The sequence below is a fragment of the Leptospira barantonii genome, assembly GCF_002811925.1.
Taxonomy (GTDB): Bacteria; Spirochaetota; Leptospiria; order Leptospirales; family Leptospiraceae; genus Leptospira; species Leptospira barantonii.
On the sequence record NZ_NPDS01000001.1, the window covers coordinates 651,326 to 667,157 of the forward strand.

A 15,832-nucleotide genomic window follows, 5' to 3' on the forward strand; every position below is an offset into this window, starting at 1 on the left:
CGAGAATATTATAATTTATGAATGTGTATGTGCCGATTGCCTGCGACTTCTATGATCGCCTCGAGGAAATCGTTCTTAGAAAAAGAAAGGTTTCTTTGGAATGGATCGGGGAAAACGAAACACAACCCGTCAAAACTCCGAAGATAAGAATTTTAGACCTCGTTTCCGCAAACAGGGAAGAATTTGCCGTTCTGGAAGGCGGAGAAAAAATACGACTGGATAAGATCCTAAAAATAGAATCGTAACCCGATTTCGCCGGACCTCTTTTGCAAACCGAAAAAACTCAAAGTAAGAATCGAATTTTATCCTTGGACTGGTTCCGCGGAATGACCGTCGCGGGGATGATCCTCGTAAACAATCCGGGATCCTGGTCCTCGATTTATTCTCCCTTAAAACACGCGAAATGGAACGGATGTACTCCGACGGACCTGGTGTTTCCCTTTTTTCTTTTTGCGGTGGGTGCATCCATTCCGATTTCATTGTATTCTAAAAATGGAATGGACCGAAGCAGGGTGTTTTTCGGGATTCTGATCCGAAGTATTATACTGATCGCGATCGGATTGTTTCTGAGTTTTTTCGGAGAATGGTCTTTCGCCGAACTCAGAATTCCCGGTGTTTTGCAAAGAATCGGCTTTGTCTACTTTGCCGTGGCGTCCTTATATCTTTTGTTTCCGGGAAAGAAGGTTTTGTTCTTTTTGATTCCGATCCTTTTCGTTCACACTTGGTTTTTGATCCAGGTTCCTCCTCCGGGAGAATCGATCGTTTCTTTGGAAGAGGGAAAGGATATCGGAGCTTGGATCGATCGAACGATCTTCGGTGAAAAACATCTCTGGAAATTTTCCAAAACCTGGGACCCCGAAGGATTCTTTAGCGGAATTTCCGCGATCGCCAGCGCGTTATTCGGAGTTCTTTGCGGGCTGATTCTTTTTTCTAAGGAATGGACGAGCCGGAATAAGATCGTTTCGCTTTTCGGATCCGGAGTTTTGTTAACGTTAGTCGGCTTGTTTTGGAATACGTTTCTCCCGATGAATAAAAGTCTTTGGACCGGAAGTTATGCCGTTTATACGGCGGGGCTCGCCTTTTTGTGCACTGGAATATTCGAATTTTTGCATGTATCGATCGGAATTAGAAAGGAAGAATCAAATCGGTCCTTTTTAGAAATGCTATTTCAGCCATTTCTTGTATTCGGAAAAAACGCGATTTTGGTTTTTGTAGGCTCGGGAATCGTTGCAAGAACTTTGAATCTATGGACCACGATCGGAGCAAACGGAAAGTCGATCAGCGTAAAGGTTTGGTTTTACGGAAAGCTCGTGTCGGTCGCCGCAGATCCGTATTTGGCGTCTTTGGTTTACGCCATTCTCCATTTGATCGTTTGGTGGGGAATTTTGAGTTTTCTAGATAAAAAGAAAATTTACTTTAAAGTGTAGAATGGAAAGGAAGGAAGCAGGAAGGAAAACTTCGGGACTTTTTATTGTCGTCCCGAAGTTTGGGGTTTTTTAAATCACCAATTCCAGATCGCTGAACACCGGAGCTTTCACTTCGTCCAGGATTTTTTTCATCGCGAGATTGCGGAGATTGTTCAATTCCATTCTTAAACTTCCTTCCAAGGTAGTTTTGGAAAGAAGATTGGAACAATTGACCGCAACCATCTTCAGATCTTCCGTTGCTTTGATCTTAGAAGAAAGAAGAAGCTGTTGAATCACAGAATATTCTTTTTTTCTAAAGTGAATTCTCAAAAGAAACGGCACCGAATAAAGTTCCGCCATCAATTCCCATTTCGTTTTTGCTTTCGATTTAACGGTTTCGGCATTTGCGACGTAGGCATCGTTTTCGTTATGGGACTCCACTTCGTAAATCGTTGAAATTGAAACCGGTTCCGCCGAGGTATAATTTCGTTCCGGATTGAAGGAAAGGGGAGTTTCCGAATCGCGGATCATGTCCTTAAGAGTTTGGATTCTTTTGGTTTCCTCGTAACGTTCCGGATGAGCCTTCATTATCTTGCGAATGTCTTCGAGAAGAACGCAGAAAGAAAAAAGTTCAAGGACGGATTGGTTTTGAATCGTTGCGATCTCGTCCAAAACTCTCGTTAGGATCTGTTGATATCCTAAGGATTTACGATACATCGCGTTGTATTGAAGTTCGAGATCCTTTTGGAATTTGGAAAAAAGGCTTTCCGCCAAAAATGAATCAGCGACCACATAAGCGTCCAAACCGGGCAAGGAGAAGTTCGGGTTTTGCTTTTTAAGATTTAATACGAAAATGCAGTTCGAGTCTTTGAGAAAATTGAGAATCTTTACGACTTTCTTCTCCGAGAGGTTCAGAGTCGAACGGAAATGGTAAAACAAATCCGTGTTAGTCGGTAATTGAAAATTCTCGTTTTCCTTTTTGATTTTGTCCAGGATGATTTGAGCTAAAGTAGTATCTTCCATCGTTTCGTTCCGTTTTACAAAAGAGTGAATTCTCAGTAAAATTTTTCTATCTATACGGATAACGTTGGCGGAAGGAAATTATTGACTATTTTTTTAAAAAAAGGAAAGCACAAAAGGTAAAAAAGGAGGAATGAACGGGAGGGAAGATTCATCCGAGTCTCAAAAAGACCCGGATGAACGGAAACTTTTTTATATTCTTTCTATGATCGTAGCGATTCCCATTCCGCCACCGATACAAAGAGTAATCAACGCATAACGTTTCTGAGTTCTTTCGAGTTCGTCTAACGCGGTTCCGAGAAGAATCGCACCCGTTGCTCCGAGAGGATGTCCAAGAGAGATGGATCCTCCGTTTACGTTGATTTTTTCGCTCGGAATTCCGAGTGATTTCTGAGTATAAAGAACTACGGAAGCGAACGCTTCGTTGATTTCCCAGATATCGATATCGTCCGCTTTCAATCCCGCCATCGCCAACGCTTTTTTAGAAGCGGATACCGGTCCGGTCAACATGATGGTTGGGTCTTCTCCCGTGGAAGCCATCGCAACGATTTTTGCGCGTGGTTTTAATCCGTATTTTTTGATTCCTTCATCGGAGGCAAGAAGAACGGAAGCCGCTCCATCCACGATACCGGATGAGTTGCCTAACGTGTGTATGTGATTGATCTTACCGATTTCGGGATAAGACTTAAGCGCGATCGCATCCAATTCTTTTTCTCCGATCGTTTTAAAAACGGGTCCGAGATCGGAAAGCCATTCGAATGTGGATTCGATACGAGGATTTTCATCGGTATCGACGATCGTTCCGTCTTCCGCTTTTACGGGGATGATGGATTTTTTGAAGTAACCCGCTTTGATCGCTTTGTCCGCTTTGATTTGTGATGATTCCGCGAAACGATCCGCTTCTTCTCTGGAGATTCCGAACTTTGTCGCGATCAAATCCGCGGAGATTCCTTGAGGAACTAAGTTATAGTGTTTTTGAATATTGGGATTTCCTACATTAAAATCCCTTCCGTTCATGTCCGCTCCCATCTTTACGCGGGACATGGATTCCACTCCGCCTCCGAGTGCGATTTGCATAGAACCGGATTGAACGTGGTTCGCGGCGTTGTTTACGGCTTGAAGTCCCGATCCGCAGAAACGGTTTACGGTGTATCCAGGTACCGAATTCGGCCAAAGTGCCGCCATTACCGCATAACGTGCGATACATGCCGCTTGATCGTCCACTTGGGATACACATCCCATTACGACTTCTTCTACGATTTCAGGTTTGATTCCGTTTCTTTCTTGGATTGCGTTGAGGGTTGCGGCGGAGAGTTCCTGCGGGTGAATGGTGGCGAGGGTTCCGCGCTTCTTTCCTTTTCCTCTCGGAGTTCTAACTGCGTCGATTACATAGGCGTTTGACATCTTATTACCTCGCTGTCGATTCGTCTTTTGGGATCGAATTGAACAGCTGTTTAGTGAATTTGGGTGTTTCGGTTTCTATTTTGGGGATCTACGGGAGTTTGCAATTCTTTTTGCGGGAACTCTGCCGGAGAATCAGTTTCGGGGCCGCACCCTCCTGCCGATTAAAATAAAGCGAACGCCATTCGGACTATAAGCAGGAGGGTCGGGCTTCTACGGGCTCGCGGAGTCCCGCTCGGTCCTGCGGACTAAACCCTTCGCATCCCTGCGGCGTATCAGTTAGTAATAATCGGAAATTGCGGGAACTCTTTAAAAGTTTAAACTTTTGTTTAAGCGTCTTTTCTTTAAAAAGGAAATTCGATATAGCATTCAAAATTATTCATACAATGTCCTCCGAATTTTTTTGGTTTTTAGATCTAAACTCCATACAAAAGAATAATATCTGATCTTAGAACTTAAAATGTTCCGAGGTTTCATGAATCGTTTAGAAAGCTTTGAAAGTTGTAGTTGAATTAGTATGCAGTAAAGTAAACATTTTGAAATGCCATGTGAAGCCGCTATGATACCAAGTTGAGCCCATTCCTCGGGATGAATGCGTGTGTTAAATTTGATCAGTGAATTCCCTTGCTTTTGATATTTAATCGTAAGGGCTCGACTATTAAATTTCTTTCTTCGATTTAAACGATGAGCATGAATTTTGAGTAAGACTCCAAGATTTTTTCCGATTTTCTTGCGCTCTGAATTTGGTAACTGTCTTACAATTTTAAGTGGAACTAAGAATGTACACGTAATTTTTGAAATGTTTAAAGAAGAAACAATGGAACGATTATCTACATGTATAGGACTTTTCATGCTCTATACGGTTCTGTGAAAGGTTTGAGAAAATAGAAAAAGCGATCTTTTTTATAATCGTTTGAAAATTCTAAATTTTATTTTTTTCTTTCTTTGAAGAGCTCCCACAACGATGAAGATTAAGAAAAAATTTCATCTAAAGCTCGAAAATACCAACAAGTACCTTTCCAATCTTCGAGAAACCCATTGTGACCGCCGAAATCCTGAATTGAAATTCGCACATTCCTGTTAGGATGAAGAGATAGAAAAGATTCCCCCCGAATTATTGGATCATCTATTGAAGTAATAATGGTTGTCGGAATTAAGATTTGAGAAAGTTCTTTTTCTCCAAGAGTATAAGTTCCGAAATACTGATCAAGGTCGCTGAAGTCGTCGGTGGATTCTATGAGTCTCGCCGTCATTTTCATTACCGATTTTTCTTTAAGTATCGTTTCATAAGGAACTAACGTTGGAAAATGTTTTTGCTTTTTTTCAATCGACTGTTTCCACTTTTTAAGAAAGTATCTGCCAATGATAAGTTTACTATCCATGAGCATCGTCGCATCTTTTGGATGGATTGCTGGAGAAATTGCGATACATTCTTTAAGTTGATTTAATTTCTTTTCAGGTTTAGATTGAGAATGAACTCGCGCTACTCTAAGTGTAAAGTTCCCGCCCAGAGAAAAACCAGTAATATAGACGGGTACGTTTTTAGCCGCGAAAAAAGTAGCCTTTCGAATCGCTTCGTAAGTTTCTTCGATTAGACTTCCGTTGAATGGTTCCGGATTGAGGTGATGCGTGTCCCCATGATCTCTATAATTTAAGCGAAAGATGTCATAACCTTTTTCATAGAAGTGATGAGAAGTTCTCAAGATATAAGTTGAATTAATACTTCCTTCCCATCCATGCAGTAAAACTATAAATCCTTTTGACTTTTGATTCTTTTGTTTACTCAGAGCCCCTTCTAATTTCACTCCTCTGCCAGCATCTAAAATCATTCTTTCCGAATTATTTAGAAAGGGCATTTCATCCGGTAAATTCCAAGCTAAAGAAGCAAGCGCTGTTTGGATAAAAGGAAATTTCAGAATTCCCGCAGGTTTAAATTTGGGAGTCGTGAGATTCTTGAACATAAGAACATTTTGCAATATTGAATTTCCTGGAAAAGTCTTTTTAACGCGGGAACTCTTACAAATTTTTTTGACAGGATCTGTTCAATTATAACTCGAGCTTTTATCTCAAAATTAATTTTGAAAAAAACTGGCCTTTAGGGCAGTTTCTAAAAATATAAGAACAGCGCATATTTTCGGAGATTAGGAGTTTATCTTAAAGTGAAGAATCTACTTTCTTTTTTGTATTCATTTTTTAACAATTCGCGGTTTGGGTTCTTCATTGTGATTCCATTCTTTTATTATTCATGCACGACTTTGGACTTGGGCTCTGTAAAGGGAGGCGAAAGTTTAAAGATTACTTCTGATTCACAGAAAGAATCGAATGCAAATGAAGGTGTTCCCGCAAATTGTAAACCGAGCACCAAGAAATACCAATGGTACGTCCTTTTCGGTTCCATCCCGATTAATAAAATCGATTCTACTGAACTTTTACCGGACAGCAATCGCAATTATCGAGTAACTTTGCGAACATCTTGGTTGGATGGAATTCTTAGCACTTTTTTAGGAATAGCCGCTTCCGTTACTCGAAAGACGATCGATGTGGAGACTTGTGATCTACGGGATGTCTCGTCGGTTAGAAATTCGACTTCGAATGGAATGGAAAAAACCGAGAAAGAATCCAAGGTAGATACGGCAAAAATCAAGGAAGAATTGCAGGAGAAAATTCATTCTTCACTTAGCGAAGAGCTGGACAATGCTTGGAGTAAAGAAATTAAACATTCTAAAAATCTTTCCGTTTTGTTTTTGAAGTCGGGTGAGATCGTAAAAGGGACTGTGACCCGAATCGATGGCGATGGGGTTAAACTATTTCATAAAGGTAAAGAAAGAATCTTCCGACGGGCAGACGTTCAAAGAGTTCGTTTTCAGGATTAAGGAAAGGACATTTCTAAGTATGATAAACCTTCGATTGTTCTTCTTTAGAATCTTTCTTTCATGTTTTCTTTTTTTGCATTCGGCTTGTTATTTGAATCCATATTTTAAGGATTTTGTTTCTCCTGAGAAAGAAAAAGATTCTCCGATTCCCGCTTTGATTCTTTTGATTGCGGGAACTACCCCAGTGATTCATGGCGAGACGATATTCTTTCCGTTATCCGGTCTGACTTGGATGAGATGCTCCCAAGGTCAAACTTATGATGCGGCTTCTGATTCTTGCTCCGGGTTTTTAGTTTCACCTCAGTATTGTTCTACTGCGGACAATCAATGCAATGGATCACTCGGTGGTGTTTTGACTTCGGGTCCAGCCTTTGATTCTTGTTCTACTTTTAGCGTTGCCGGTAGAAGTATGACTTGGAGAGTTCCCACGCACGCGGAATTGAAAGGATTAGTTTATTGTTCCAATGGAACGGATTTGGCTAATTCAAAGGACAATTCTAAGGCTTGTTCTTCAACAGGAACTGGTTTTGATGTTCCTACAATTCGCAAAGATTGGTTTCCCGGTAATCCGACGAACAATCCGATCGAATTTTGGTCGAGTACGAGCGACCCGGTGGATGCAACAATCGCTTGGAGAGTCAATTTTACCTCCGGGCTTACAAATACGTCCATAGTGAAAAACTCGTCTGGAAATCTCCGTTGCGTGAGTTCCCGCTAAAATCTTAGTTTTCCAGTAAAAACCTGAAAATCGCGGGAACTCCCCGCGACTCCCCAGTTCTCAGAAAATTCTAACTTGACAGGAAACAAATAAATCAAAAATTGTTTCCTAATGGGAAACAATAGATACTATTACTGTTTCCAGGCTCGGCGAAATCCGAGTTAAAAGCAGGAGATTCTAAAATGAACTTAGCATCGCTTTCGATCAAAAGACCCATCTTCATTACCTGTACGGTCTTACTCATCCTAGTTGCGGGATATCTTTCATTAAACAAACTCGGGGTCGACTTATTCCCCAACGTAACGATCCCGGTCGTAACAGTGACCGTTCCTTATCCAGGTGCGGCTCCCAACGAAATCGAAACGCTCGTTGCGAAACCGGTTGAAGACGAACTTTCCACGATCTCCGGGGTAAAAAGAGTAAAGTCGATCTGTAACGAAGGCGTGGGAACCGTAGTCGTAGAGTTCACACTCGAAACCGACGTTAAATACGCGGAACAACAGGTTCGGGACAAAGTCTCCAGTGTAAAACCGAAACTACCGGACGACGCAAAAGAACCGGTAATTCGAAGAATCGATCCTGCCGATCAACCGATCTTAATCATCGCACTGAGAGCCGATCTTCCCGAAGCGGAACTATACGACATCGCAAACGAAGAAGTAAAACAAATTCTTCTTACCACGAAAGATGTTGGAAACGTAAACATCTACGGAGGACGCAAAAGAGAAATTCACGTCGAGTTAGATCGGAACAAACTCAAAGAACATATGATTCCCGCGTTCGTCGTCGCCAATCGACTTGCTTCGGGGGGAATGAACATTCCTGCCGGAAAGGTAAGTAAGACGGACAAAGAACTCGTTTATAGAACGATCAACGAGTTTCAATCTCCTCAAGAAATCAGAGATACGCCGATATCACTTTTTGGAAACGAGATTCCGATCAAGATCGGGCAACTCGGAGAGGTTAAGGACACGGTGGAAGATGAAACTTCCAGAGCGTACTTTAACGGTAAGAAGGCTGTCTTTCTTTTAGTTTATAAACAATCGGGTTCGAATACCGTAGCGGTCGCGCAAGCCGTTAAGAAAAAAGTAAACGAAATCAATCTCGATCTTGCAAAACGAAAAGGATCGCCCGACCTGACTGCGGCAAACGATTCTTCCATAACGATCGACAACAATATCTACGACGTTAAGGAAACGATCATCATCGGGATCATTCTTACGATCATTGTCGTATTATTATTTTTAGGAAGTGTACGTTCCACGTTGATCACCGGACTCGCTCTTCCAAACTCTCTCTTAGGCGCGTTTATTCTTATGGCGATCGCGGGTTTTACCGTGAACGTGATGACTCTTCTCGCACTCAGTCTCGCGGTCGGTCTTCTGATCGACGACGCGATCGTCGTTCGAGAGAATATCTTCAGACATAGGGAGATGGGAAAAACGGCAAGAGAAGCCTCTATCGAAGGAACGAAAGAAGTTACGTTAGCCGTAATTGCGACTACGATGACGGTGATCGCGGTGTTTATGCCGATCGCGTTCATCAGCGGGGTTGTGGGACAATTCTTAAGGGAATTCGGCTTAACCGTATGTTTCGCGCTTTTGATTTCCCTTTACGACGCTCTAACGATCGCTCCGATGTTGTCCGCGTATTTCGGCGGTAAGATCGGAAATCACGGAAACAAACCCGGTCACGGACACGATGCGATTCCCGAAATCGTTACTCAGTCCGCAAAAGGAAAAACAAAGACAAAAGGTGCAGTAGCGACGACGGCTTTGGAAGAAATCGCTTATTCCAAAATCCGTTCTCAGAATAATTCCGCAAAAGGAATTCTTTCCAAAATCTTTTCTCCGGTTCTTGCGGTTCTCGGTAAGCTCGAAAGCGGATTGGATTCGATATTAAGTATTTTTAATGTGTTTCAATCTTGGTTGGAAGAGAAATACGCTTCCATTCTCAAGTTCACCTTAAAAAGACCTATGTTCATTCTTTCCAGCGCGGTTCTGATCTTCGTTGTGAGTTTGATTCTTACCAAATTCATTCCGAAAACCTTTCTTCCCGCACAGGACGAGGGAAAATTCTCCGTAACCTTGGATATGCCGCCCGGAACGTCCGTGGAAAAGATGGCGCAGGTCGCGCAACAAGTGGATCAAAAGATCCGTTCCTATAAGGAAATCAAACTCATCGCGATGTTCAACACCAACAGAAACACGAACATGTTCGTGGAGATGGTGCCTTCCAAGAACAGAACGATGAACACAACCCAGTTCAAAGCGTTTCTTCGGAAAGAATTGGCGGAATTCTCTTATGCGAATCCGATCGTGAAGGACATTGATAACGTGGGTGGCGGTCAAAGACCTTTTACTCTTACCGTAAGCGGACAAAGAGGCGAGGTCGTGGAAGATTATGCGAAGAAGTTATTCGCACGTCTTCAAAAATCTCCGGCGCTTCTCGACGTGGATACGAGTTATAGAGCGGGCGCTCCCGAGTTTAGAGTGGTTCCCGATCGTGAAAGAGAAGTGTTGCTCGGTGTTCCGGGAACTACGATCGGAACTGAACTCAGAACTCTTGTGGAAGGAACCACTCCCGCGGTTTATAGGGAGAATGGAGTGGAGTATGATATCCGCGTTCGACTCAAGGATTCTCAAAGAGACTTGAAGGATAACTTTTACAATTCATTTGTTCCGAACTTCAATAACAGATTGATTCCGATTCAGAACGTAGCGAAAGCCGAGGAAACAACCGGTCTTGCTACGATCAATCGTCTCAATCGAAATAAGTCCGTTGAAATTTATGCGGACGTAAATCCGAAAGGTCCCGGTATGGGCGGTGCGATGGAAGAGGTTGCGAAGATCAGTCAAACCGAACTTCCTTTGCCACCCGGTGTTAAGATCGGTTACTCCGGACAAGCGGAGAGCTTTAAGGAGATGGGAACGTCCATGGCAATTGCGATGGGACTCGGAGTTCTATTCATCTACATGGTGTTAGCTTCTCTTTACGAAAGTTTCATCACTCCGATTGCGATCATGCTCGTGTTGCCTCTTGCGCTTTGCGGAGCTTTTATCGCGCTGTTCTTGACTCAGAAATCATTGGATATCTTTTCGATGATCGGTTTGATCATGTTGATCGGGGTCGCGACTAAGAACTCCATTCTTCTCGTGGACTTTACCAATCAGCTTTTGGATCAGGGTAAGGAAATGAAGGAAGCGATCATCGAAGCGGGTAGAGAAAGACTTAGACCGATTCTTATGACATCCTTTGCGCTCATCGCGGGTATGCTTCCGATCGCGATCGGACTCAACGAGGCGTCCCGTCAAAGAACGAGTATGGGTGTTGCGATCATCGGAGGTCTGATATCGTCCACGGTCCTTACCTTGGTAGTGGTTCCGGCGGCTTTCTCTTACATAGAAAAACTGAATCAGTTCGTAAGAAGAAATTCTCCGAATCCGGATGCGTAAGGGATTGAAAAAGAGTTTCGTAAATAGAGTAAGCGGGTGAGAATGAGCGCGATGGATCAGGATGATGTAAAACATCGGATTATGGATAAAGCGCTTGAGCTTTTTCTAAAATACGGTTATGCGAAAACTAAGATGGAGGAGATCGCAAGAATCCTGAAAATCTCACGCAAAACTTTGTATAAACATTTCGAAAATAAGAATCATCTTCTTTTCGAAATTCTTACCCGCAAACACGGGATCATGAGTTCCAAGATCCAAGAGATCAGCGAGGACGATTCTCTTTCCGTTCACGAAAAGATCCAGGCGATCAACGAGTTTAAGATCTGTCAGTTTCCTGCGGGAGCCAACGAGTTTATCTTGGAGATCCGAGATCAGGCTCCCGATCATTACGCTTATATCAAAGAAGTGAGAATGGAATCCGTGAACAAGTCGGTGCAAGCCTTGGTGAAACAAGGGATCGAGAAGGGGGAAATTCGCCAGGATCTGAATCCGACGATTTTCGCCGCGCTTCTCAATTCCGCGATCGAGATGACCGCAACGCCGGAGCTTCTTTTGAATTCTCCTTTATCGATGGCCCAACTGCAAGGGGAGATTCATGAAATTCTGTTTTATGGAATCATGACCTGTCCGATGTCTCCTAAATCGTCCTGAAAATTCGGGGAGTTCCCGCAAAATTTCGAAAGCTCGGTCGGAACACCGAGCTTTTTTCGATTTCGTCTTCACTCAAACGCAAGAGTTCCCGCAAAAACCGACCTCGAAGACCACGCCACACACGAAACCTTTCCACGCCTAAACTTGTTCCGACAAATCCTTAGCTTGAAAATCACTTGCAGATGAAATCGCTTTCATCTTGTTCCACTCGATTTGAATTTCGTTAAGGGACAATTCTCCCCTGCCGGATTCTTCGGAGATTTTCTTCAAGATCGGTTGTAGTCTTCCCGCTTGTTCCAAGGTGATGTCTTCACCCGCGTCTTTGAGAATGCAGAATACCGCGCTTCTACCGGATTGACTCGTAAATTCGATACGATCTCCTTCGGGTCTACCAATCAGCGCGGCGTCAAACGCGCGATAGGCGCCCTTTTGTAAATGCCGAGTTTTAGCGACTCCATCCTGATGAATTCCCGATCTATGAGAGATCACGTCTTCACCGATCAACGGAGCCTTTTCGTAAATAGGAATATCCGAAAGATAAGAAACCAAACGAGAAGTTTCGTAGATCGCGGAAAAGTTCAAAGGAACATCGACGCCGCAGTTGTGAAGGGCGATCGCAACCTCGTATGTGTTCGTGTTGCCCGCTCTTTCTCCAAGTCCGTTTAACGCGGTCTCGAGTTGAACCGCGCCGGAGAAATAAGATTCCACGGTGGTCGCGGTCGCCATTCCCAGATCGTTATGCGTATGAATCGAAATCTTAGAATCTTCCGGCAGTGCGTTCGTCACCGCTTTGACCATGGAAACGAACAACCAAGGACGATAACGTTCCACTGTGTTCGGAAGATTGACCACGTCGGCTCCGTAGTTCAACGCGGTTCGAAACGCTTCGACTGCAAAGTCCAAATTCTCCAGAGAATCTCCGAAATGTTCACCGGAGAATTGAACCTCGCCTCTCGAACCGACGAGACTTTTCGCATACGCGACCGATTCGGAAATTCTTTCCAAAACTTTTTCCTCCGTCGTTTTCAAAACGTTTTGAATCGTAAACGCGGAGATCGGATATACGATGTGAATTCTCGGTTTGGGAGCGCGCGCGATCGCCTTCCAAGAAATTTCGATTTCCTTTTCAACCGCGCGGGAAAGGGAAGAAATCACAACATTCTCCGGCGCGATGGAAGAAAGATAACTGCAGGCTTCGAATTCTTGATCGTTCGAAGAAGCGAAACCGACTTCGATTCCTTGAACGCCGAGTTTCAAAAGTTGTTTAAAGATCGTTTCCTTTTGATCGAGGTTCCAAGGTTTGCGAAGAGCCTGGTTGCCGTCTCTCAACGTTACGTCCATAAAAAAGGGCGGATGTTTGGGGAGAGGATTCTGAAGAATATCAGAAAATGATTGTATTTCTTTTGAATTGCCGAACGCGATCGCGTTATGCGTCGTGTCTACGTTTCCCGATTCCGAATCTTGTTTCATTGTTTTCTCCTTAACCGGCCGGCTTCAGGAGTGGGTTTCCGAGTAGGGGAGAATTCCCCGAAAACAAAAAAGCCCACTCCAGGAGGAGCAGGCTCGTGTGTTTTATTACAACTCTACCGGCTCCCCCTAACTAAGGAGGAGAATTAGCTCTAATGAAAGAGGTAGTAGAGTTACATTGCGAAACATATACTATCAGACTCGGAACGAATCCGAAAAAATACAAGAATTTTTTAATGCGTTTATCAATTCTGTTCCGGTTTTTGGATCAGGGTCCAAATTCCTTCGGATTCGATGTTTTTATCCTCGATCAAGTTTTTGAGTTCGGCGACGTCCTTTTTCATCGGTTCCGGAACGGGAAGTTTCTCCAATTCGCGAAAGAATTCCCGCGCTTCGGAAAGTTTTTCAGATTTGAGATAACAAAACGAAATCGCATATAAGGATACGATATCCTTTCTTTCTTCGATCGGAACGGACAAATAAAGATCGATCGCCTTTTTATAATTTCCGGTTCCCGTATAAAGGGAGGCCAAGTTCTTTTTTGCGTTTATATTGTTCTCGTCGATTTCGAGAACCTTTGTGAATTGAATCTCGGCCTTGGGTTTGTCCATTTTCTTCGCGTATAAAACGCCAAGACCGACTCTCGCGGCCACAAAACTTTCGTTGAGAGAAATCGCCTTTAACAATTGTTCTTCCGCGGATTCCAATTCGTTCAAGTGAGAATGGCACATTCCGAGATGATAATTTCCGATCGGATCTTCTGGGTTGTTTTGAAGATACTGGGTAAGAGCCGTTTTGGCTCCGGGAAGATCTCCCTTTTTTACGAATTCAAGTGCTTGTTGCAGTGTCATGGATCTCTTTCAATGAAATCTGATTCGCCGATTTTGGAAAGTTTTTTCCAAAGTCTTATTATTTTTACCTTTAACATTCGACGCGTCCCGATAAAATAACCGAAAGAATCGTTCCGATCCATAAAGGAGGAAGGCAATGTCTTACATGGCGGTAGGATCCAGACAAATTCTGTTTTCAGATTCGATTGCTCCGGTATCGACCGGTTCCTCTCCGAGGGAAATCGTAGCCACTCAGGACAACCAAACCAAAAGTCCGGATACAGAGGTGGTTTCTCCGGGTTCTCCTCCGCCTTCGATCGGAAATAATATCGACGTATACGTTTAACGCCGGAGCGCTATGACCCATTTTTTATTTTCTTTAATATTGATGTCCCTTGTCGTTGAGTTTATCTTTCCCTTAATTCATCCCGATTTTCACGTAGTAGGCGACTGGATCAATTCGATCATCGTGGTCGTCGCGTTCGTAATCATCAATGCGGTGATGCGTTTGATTTTGATCATAATGACATTAGGAATCGGAATCGTCTTTTATTATCTAAGTTTGGGTTTGATCGGTCTGATCATCAACGCTTGGGTGATTCTAATCATCGGAGATTGGTTTCCGGGAGTTTTGTCAGTTCCCGGTTTTTGGTATGCGTTTTTGGGGGGAATCCTTTTGGTTCTCGCGAACTACGTCGGCAAGACCGAAGCCAAGGAAAGAAAAAAAGAAAAGGCGAATACGTAAGAGAACTTTAAGTAAAATGGAATATTTAAGAATTCTAATTTAGATTCTGGCGGCTCTGAAATAATCCTTAAGAATGGAATCCACTTCCTCGTAAGTACAATAACCTCTGGTTAGGATTCCATTCTCCATTCCGTCCGAGAACACCAAACTCGGAAACGCACCGACTCCCAAAGAAAAACTGAAATAAAAATCGTTCCGCGTTTCCAGATCCGTATCCTTGTCCTCGAACACAGTCTTGAACTTCGACGAAGAAATTCCGAATTTTTCCGAAAGATCGGCAAAGGTCTCCACGGACGTAGGATCGGAATTCTCAAGATAAAAAGCCTTGGAAAGTGCATTCAAATAATCGAATACGATGGTAGGATCGATTTTTTGCACGCTGATCACCGCCTTACAAGCGGGAAAGGAATCGTATTTGAATTCTTTTCGGTTGAGAAAGTCGGTGTTAAACGGTTGTTTTGTGATCGATTCCGCGTCCTTCCATTCGTGTTTTAAGATTCTTGCAAGTTCGGGGGTTAAGAATTCGGAGCTGTCCTCAAAGCGAAGACCGCCTAATACGAGAGAGAATCGAATCTTGTCCTGGTAGGTTTCTCGGATTTTTTCGAAGACCGGTCCGAATCCGTAACACCAAGGGCAGAGCGGATCCACCGCGTATAGGATGGAATGTTGGATCGGTTGTTTCTCGTTCATCGTGGGAGTTCCTACATTTCTTCGACTTTCAAAAGAATCGGTCCTGAAAACGCGAAATTTTCGAGGAGTTCCCGCACTTTCCCCTCGATTCTGGAAGGGCTTCGATTTTCCGAAACCAATTCTTCACCTCCAACGGTCCCCGTACACAAAAAAGGCGGGATGGACCCGCCTTTTTCTTCATTCTTGTTTAAGAATTTTCAAATTTCATTCGGGTGTTTTATGTAATACACTGATAACCACAGTGTCCCGAAGAGAACCCCCGCGTAAGCTAAGACCACAGTGACGATGTCAATGACCGGAAGAAGTGTCGCAATCGGCGAGATTTTATCTGCTGTCATCCGGGTTGCTTCACCCAAGATCAAAAACAAACCACCCAAGCCGATCAGGTGATATCTTCCCATCGCTTCTTTTGTCACACGAGCAAAACGGGCAAAAACAGGAACTGCCAACAACGCAAGCGCAAAGATCGTGATTGCATTCATGGTGAACCCTCCTTATTTCATCTAGTTAGACTCGGGGATGTTTTCAAAATCCTCACGATTTTTATTTTATTCGATATATTATATAATGATTGTT

Annotated in this window: 16 protein-coding genes; 8 read left to right on the top strand and 8 right to left on the bottom strand. The window is 43.4% G+C overall.

Translation table 11 applies throughout. From position 1 onward, the window contains the following. Nucleotides 1-17: 17 nt before the first annotated feature. Entirely contained in the window at nucleotides 18-245 is a 228-nt protein-coding gene (locus CH367_RS03220; RefSeq protein WP_125226086.1) for a hypothetical protein, read from the top strand. Between the two features lie 81 nt (nucleotides 246-326). Continuing rightward, on the top strand, nucleotides 327-1,427 hold the full coding sequence (locus CH367_RS03225) for an acyltransferase family protein (RefSeq protein WP_100761340.1): 1,101 nt from the start codon (nucleotides 327-329) through the stop codon (nucleotides 1,425-1,427). 69 nt (nucleotides 1,428-1,496) lie between these two features. Here the strand turns inward: CH367_RS03225 and CH367_RS03230 are convergent, their stop codons facing one another. The 4 genes from CH367_RS03230 to CH367_RS03245 form a co-directional block, all read right to left on the bottom strand. Beyond that, nucleotides 1,497-2,429 carry a hypothetical protein gene (locus CH367_RS03230; RefSeq protein WP_100761028.1) on the bottom strand — a complete coding sequence of 311 codons (933 nt, stop codon included), beginning with the start codon at nucleotides 2,427-2,429 and terminating at the stop codon, nucleotides 1,497-1,499. Between the two features lie 189 nt (nucleotides 2,430-2,618). After that, on the bottom strand, nucleotides 2,619-3,830 hold the full coding sequence (locus CH367_RS03235; RefSeq protein WP_100761029.1) for an acetyl-CoA C-acetyltransferase: 1,212 nt from the start codon (nucleotides 3,828-3,830) through the stop codon (nucleotides 2,619-2,621). A 372-nt stretch (nucleotides 3,831-4,202) separates the two neighbouring features. Continuing rightward, a complete protein-coding gene (locus tag CH367_RS21120) occupies nucleotides 4,203-4,679 on the bottom strand; it encodes a DUF1564 family protein (RefSeq protein ID WP_100761030.1) in 477 nt (158 codons plus the stop codon). Between the two features lie 119 nt (nucleotides 4,680-4,798). Then, nucleotides 4,799-5,788, bottom strand: a complete 990-nt coding sequence (locus CH367_RS03245; protein WP_100761031.1) for a YheT family hydrolase — start codon at nucleotides 5,786-5,788, stop codon at nucleotides 4,799-4,801. Between the two features lie 198 nt (nucleotides 5,789-5,986). Between CH367_RS03245 and CH367_RS03250 the strand changes: the two genes are divergently transcribed. The 4 genes from CH367_RS03250 (at nucleotide 5,987) to CH367_RS03265 (ending at nucleotide 11,524) form a co-directional block, all read left to right on the top strand. After that, a complete protein-coding gene (locus CH367_RS03250; protein ID WP_100761032.1) occupies nucleotides 5,987-6,700 on the top strand; it encodes an LIC_13076 family protein in 714 nt (237 codons plus the stop codon). 19 nt (nucleotides 6,701-6,719) lie between these two features. Beyond that, nucleotides 6,720-7,418: an Lcl C-terminal domain-containing protein gene (locus CH367_RS03255; protein ID WP_100761033.1), complete on the top strand. Its 699-nt coding sequence runs from the start codon at nucleotides 6,720-6,722 to the stop codon at nucleotides 7,416-7,418. A 182-nt stretch (nucleotides 7,419-7,600) separates the two neighbouring features. Further along, nucleotides 7,601-10,873, top strand: coding sequence for an efflux RND transporter permease subunit (locus CH367_RS03260; protein ID WP_100761034.1), 3,273 nt, complete (start codon nucleotides 7,601-7,603; stop codon nucleotides 10,871-10,873). Nucleotides 10,874-10,915: 42 nt separating this feature from the next. Next, the gene (locus tag CH367_RS03265) at nucleotides 10,916-11,524 is read left to right on the top strand and encodes a TetR/AcrR family transcriptional regulator (protein WP_100761035.1); all 609 of its coding nucleotides are present in this window, start codon (nucleotides 10,916-10,918) and stop codon (nucleotides 11,522-11,524) included. 138 nt (nucleotides 11,525-11,662) lie between these two features. Here the strand turns inward: CH367_RS03265 and leuA2 are convergent, their stop codons facing one another. Both leuA2 and CH367_RS03275 read right to left on the bottom strand, forming a co-directional pair. Then, nucleotides 11,663-12,994: a 2-isopropylmalate synthase LeuA2 gene (leuA2, locus tag CH367_RS03270; protein WP_100761036.1), complete on the bottom strand. Its 1,332-nt coding sequence runs from the start codon at nucleotides 12,992-12,994 to the stop codon at nucleotides 11,663-11,665. Nucleotides 12,995-13,236: 242 nt separating this feature from the next. Beyond that, nucleotides 13,237-13,842, bottom strand: coding sequence for a tetratricopeptide repeat protein (locus tag CH367_RS03275; protein WP_100761037.1), 606 nt, complete (start codon nucleotides 13,840-13,842; stop codon nucleotides 13,237-13,239). 136 nt (nucleotides 13,843-13,978) lie between these two features. Here CH367_RS03275 and CH367_RS03280 point away from each other — a divergent pair, with 136 nt between their 5' ends. Then, on the top strand, nucleotides 13,979-14,167 hold the full coding sequence (locus tag CH367_RS03280) for a hypothetical protein (protein ID WP_100761038.1): 189 nt from the start codon (nucleotides 13,979-13,981) through the stop codon (nucleotides 14,165-14,167). 12 nt (nucleotides 14,168-14,179) lie between these two features. Then, complete coding sequence (locus CH367_RS03285) at nucleotides 14,180-14,566, top strand: phage holin family protein (RefSeq protein WP_100761039.1); 387 nt, start codon at nucleotides 14,180-14,182, stop codon at nucleotides 14,564-14,566. A 39-nt stretch (nucleotides 14,567-14,605) separates the two neighbouring features. Here CH367_RS03285 and CH367_RS03290 read toward each other — a convergent pair whose 3' ends face one another. Both CH367_RS03290 and CH367_RS03295 read right to left on the bottom strand, forming a co-directional pair. Continuing rightward, complete coding sequence (locus CH367_RS03290; protein WP_100761040.1) at nucleotides 14,606-15,256, bottom strand: DsbA family protein; 651 nt, start codon at nucleotides 15,254-15,256, stop codon at nucleotides 14,606-14,608. A 197-nt stretch (nucleotides 15,257-15,453) separates the two neighbouring features. Beyond that, nucleotides 15,454-15,738 carry an LIC10816 family protein gene (locus CH367_RS03295; protein ID WP_000991776.1) on the bottom strand — a complete coding sequence of 95 codons (285 nt, stop codon included), beginning with the start codon at nucleotides 15,736-15,738 and terminating at the stop codon, nucleotides 15,454-15,456. Nucleotides 15,739-15,832: the final 94 nt, after the last annotated feature.

Excerpts from the sequence above, each read along its gene's own strand:
- CH367_RS21120 (WP_100761030.1), bottom strand. The coding sequence starts at position 4,679 with ATGAAAAGTCCTATACATGTAGATAATCGTTCCATTGTTTCTTCTTTA.
- CH367_RS03285 (WP_100761039.1), top strand. The coding sequence starts at position 14,180 with ATGACCCATTTTTTATTTTCTTTAATATTGATGTCCCTTGTCGTTGAG.
- CH367_RS03265 (WP_100761035.1), top strand. The coding sequence starts at position 10,916 with ATGAGCGCGATGGATCAGGATGATGTAAAACATCGGATTATGGATAAA.
- CH367_RS03235 (WP_100761029.1), bottom strand. The coding sequence starts at position 3,830 with ATGTCAAACGCCTATGTAATCGACGCAGTTAGAACTCCGAGAGGAAAA.
- CH367_RS03275 (WP_100761037.1), bottom strand. The coding sequence starts at position 13,842 with ATGACACTGCAACAAGCACTTGAATTCGTAAAAAAGGGAGATCTTCCC.
- leuA2 (WP_100761036.1), bottom strand. The coding sequence starts at position 12,994 with ATGAAACAAGATTCGGAATCGGGAAACGTAGACACGACGCATAACGCG.
- CH367_RS03230 (WP_100761028.1), bottom strand. The coding sequence starts at position 2,429 with ATGGAAGATACTACTTTAGCTCAAATCATCCTGGACAAAATCAAAAAG.
- CH367_RS03260 (WP_100761034.1), top strand. The coding sequence starts at position 7,601 with ATGAACTTAGCATCGCTTTCGATCAAAAGACCCATCTTCATTACCTGT.
- CH367_RS03295 (WP_000991776.1), bottom strand. The coding sequence starts at position 15,738 with ATGAATGCAATCACGATCTTTGCGCTTGCGTTGTTGGCAGTTCCTGTT.
- CH367_RS03220 (WP_125226086.1), top strand. The coding sequence starts at position 18 with ATGAATGTGTATGTGCCGATTGCCTGCGACTTCTATGATCGCCTCGAG.
- CH367_RS03225 (WP_100761340.1), top strand. The coding sequence starts at position 327 with ATGACCGTCGCGGGGATGATCCTCGTAAACAATCCGGGATCCTGGTCC.
- CH367_RS03245 (WP_100761031.1), bottom strand. The coding sequence starts at position 5,788 with ATGTTCAAGAATCTCACGACTCCCAAATTTAAACCTGCGGGAATTCTG.
- CH367_RS03255 (WP_100761033.1), top strand. The coding sequence starts at position 6,720 with ATGATAAACCTTCGATTGTTCTTCTTTAGAATCTTTCTTTCATGTTTT.
- CH367_RS03290 (WP_100761040.1), bottom strand. The coding sequence starts at position 15,256 with ATGAACGAGAAACAACCGATCCAACATTCCATCCTATACGCGGTGGAT.
- CH367_RS03280 (WP_100761038.1), top strand. The coding sequence starts at position 13,979 with ATGTCTTACATGGCGGTAGGATCCAGACAAATTCTGTTTTCAGATTCG.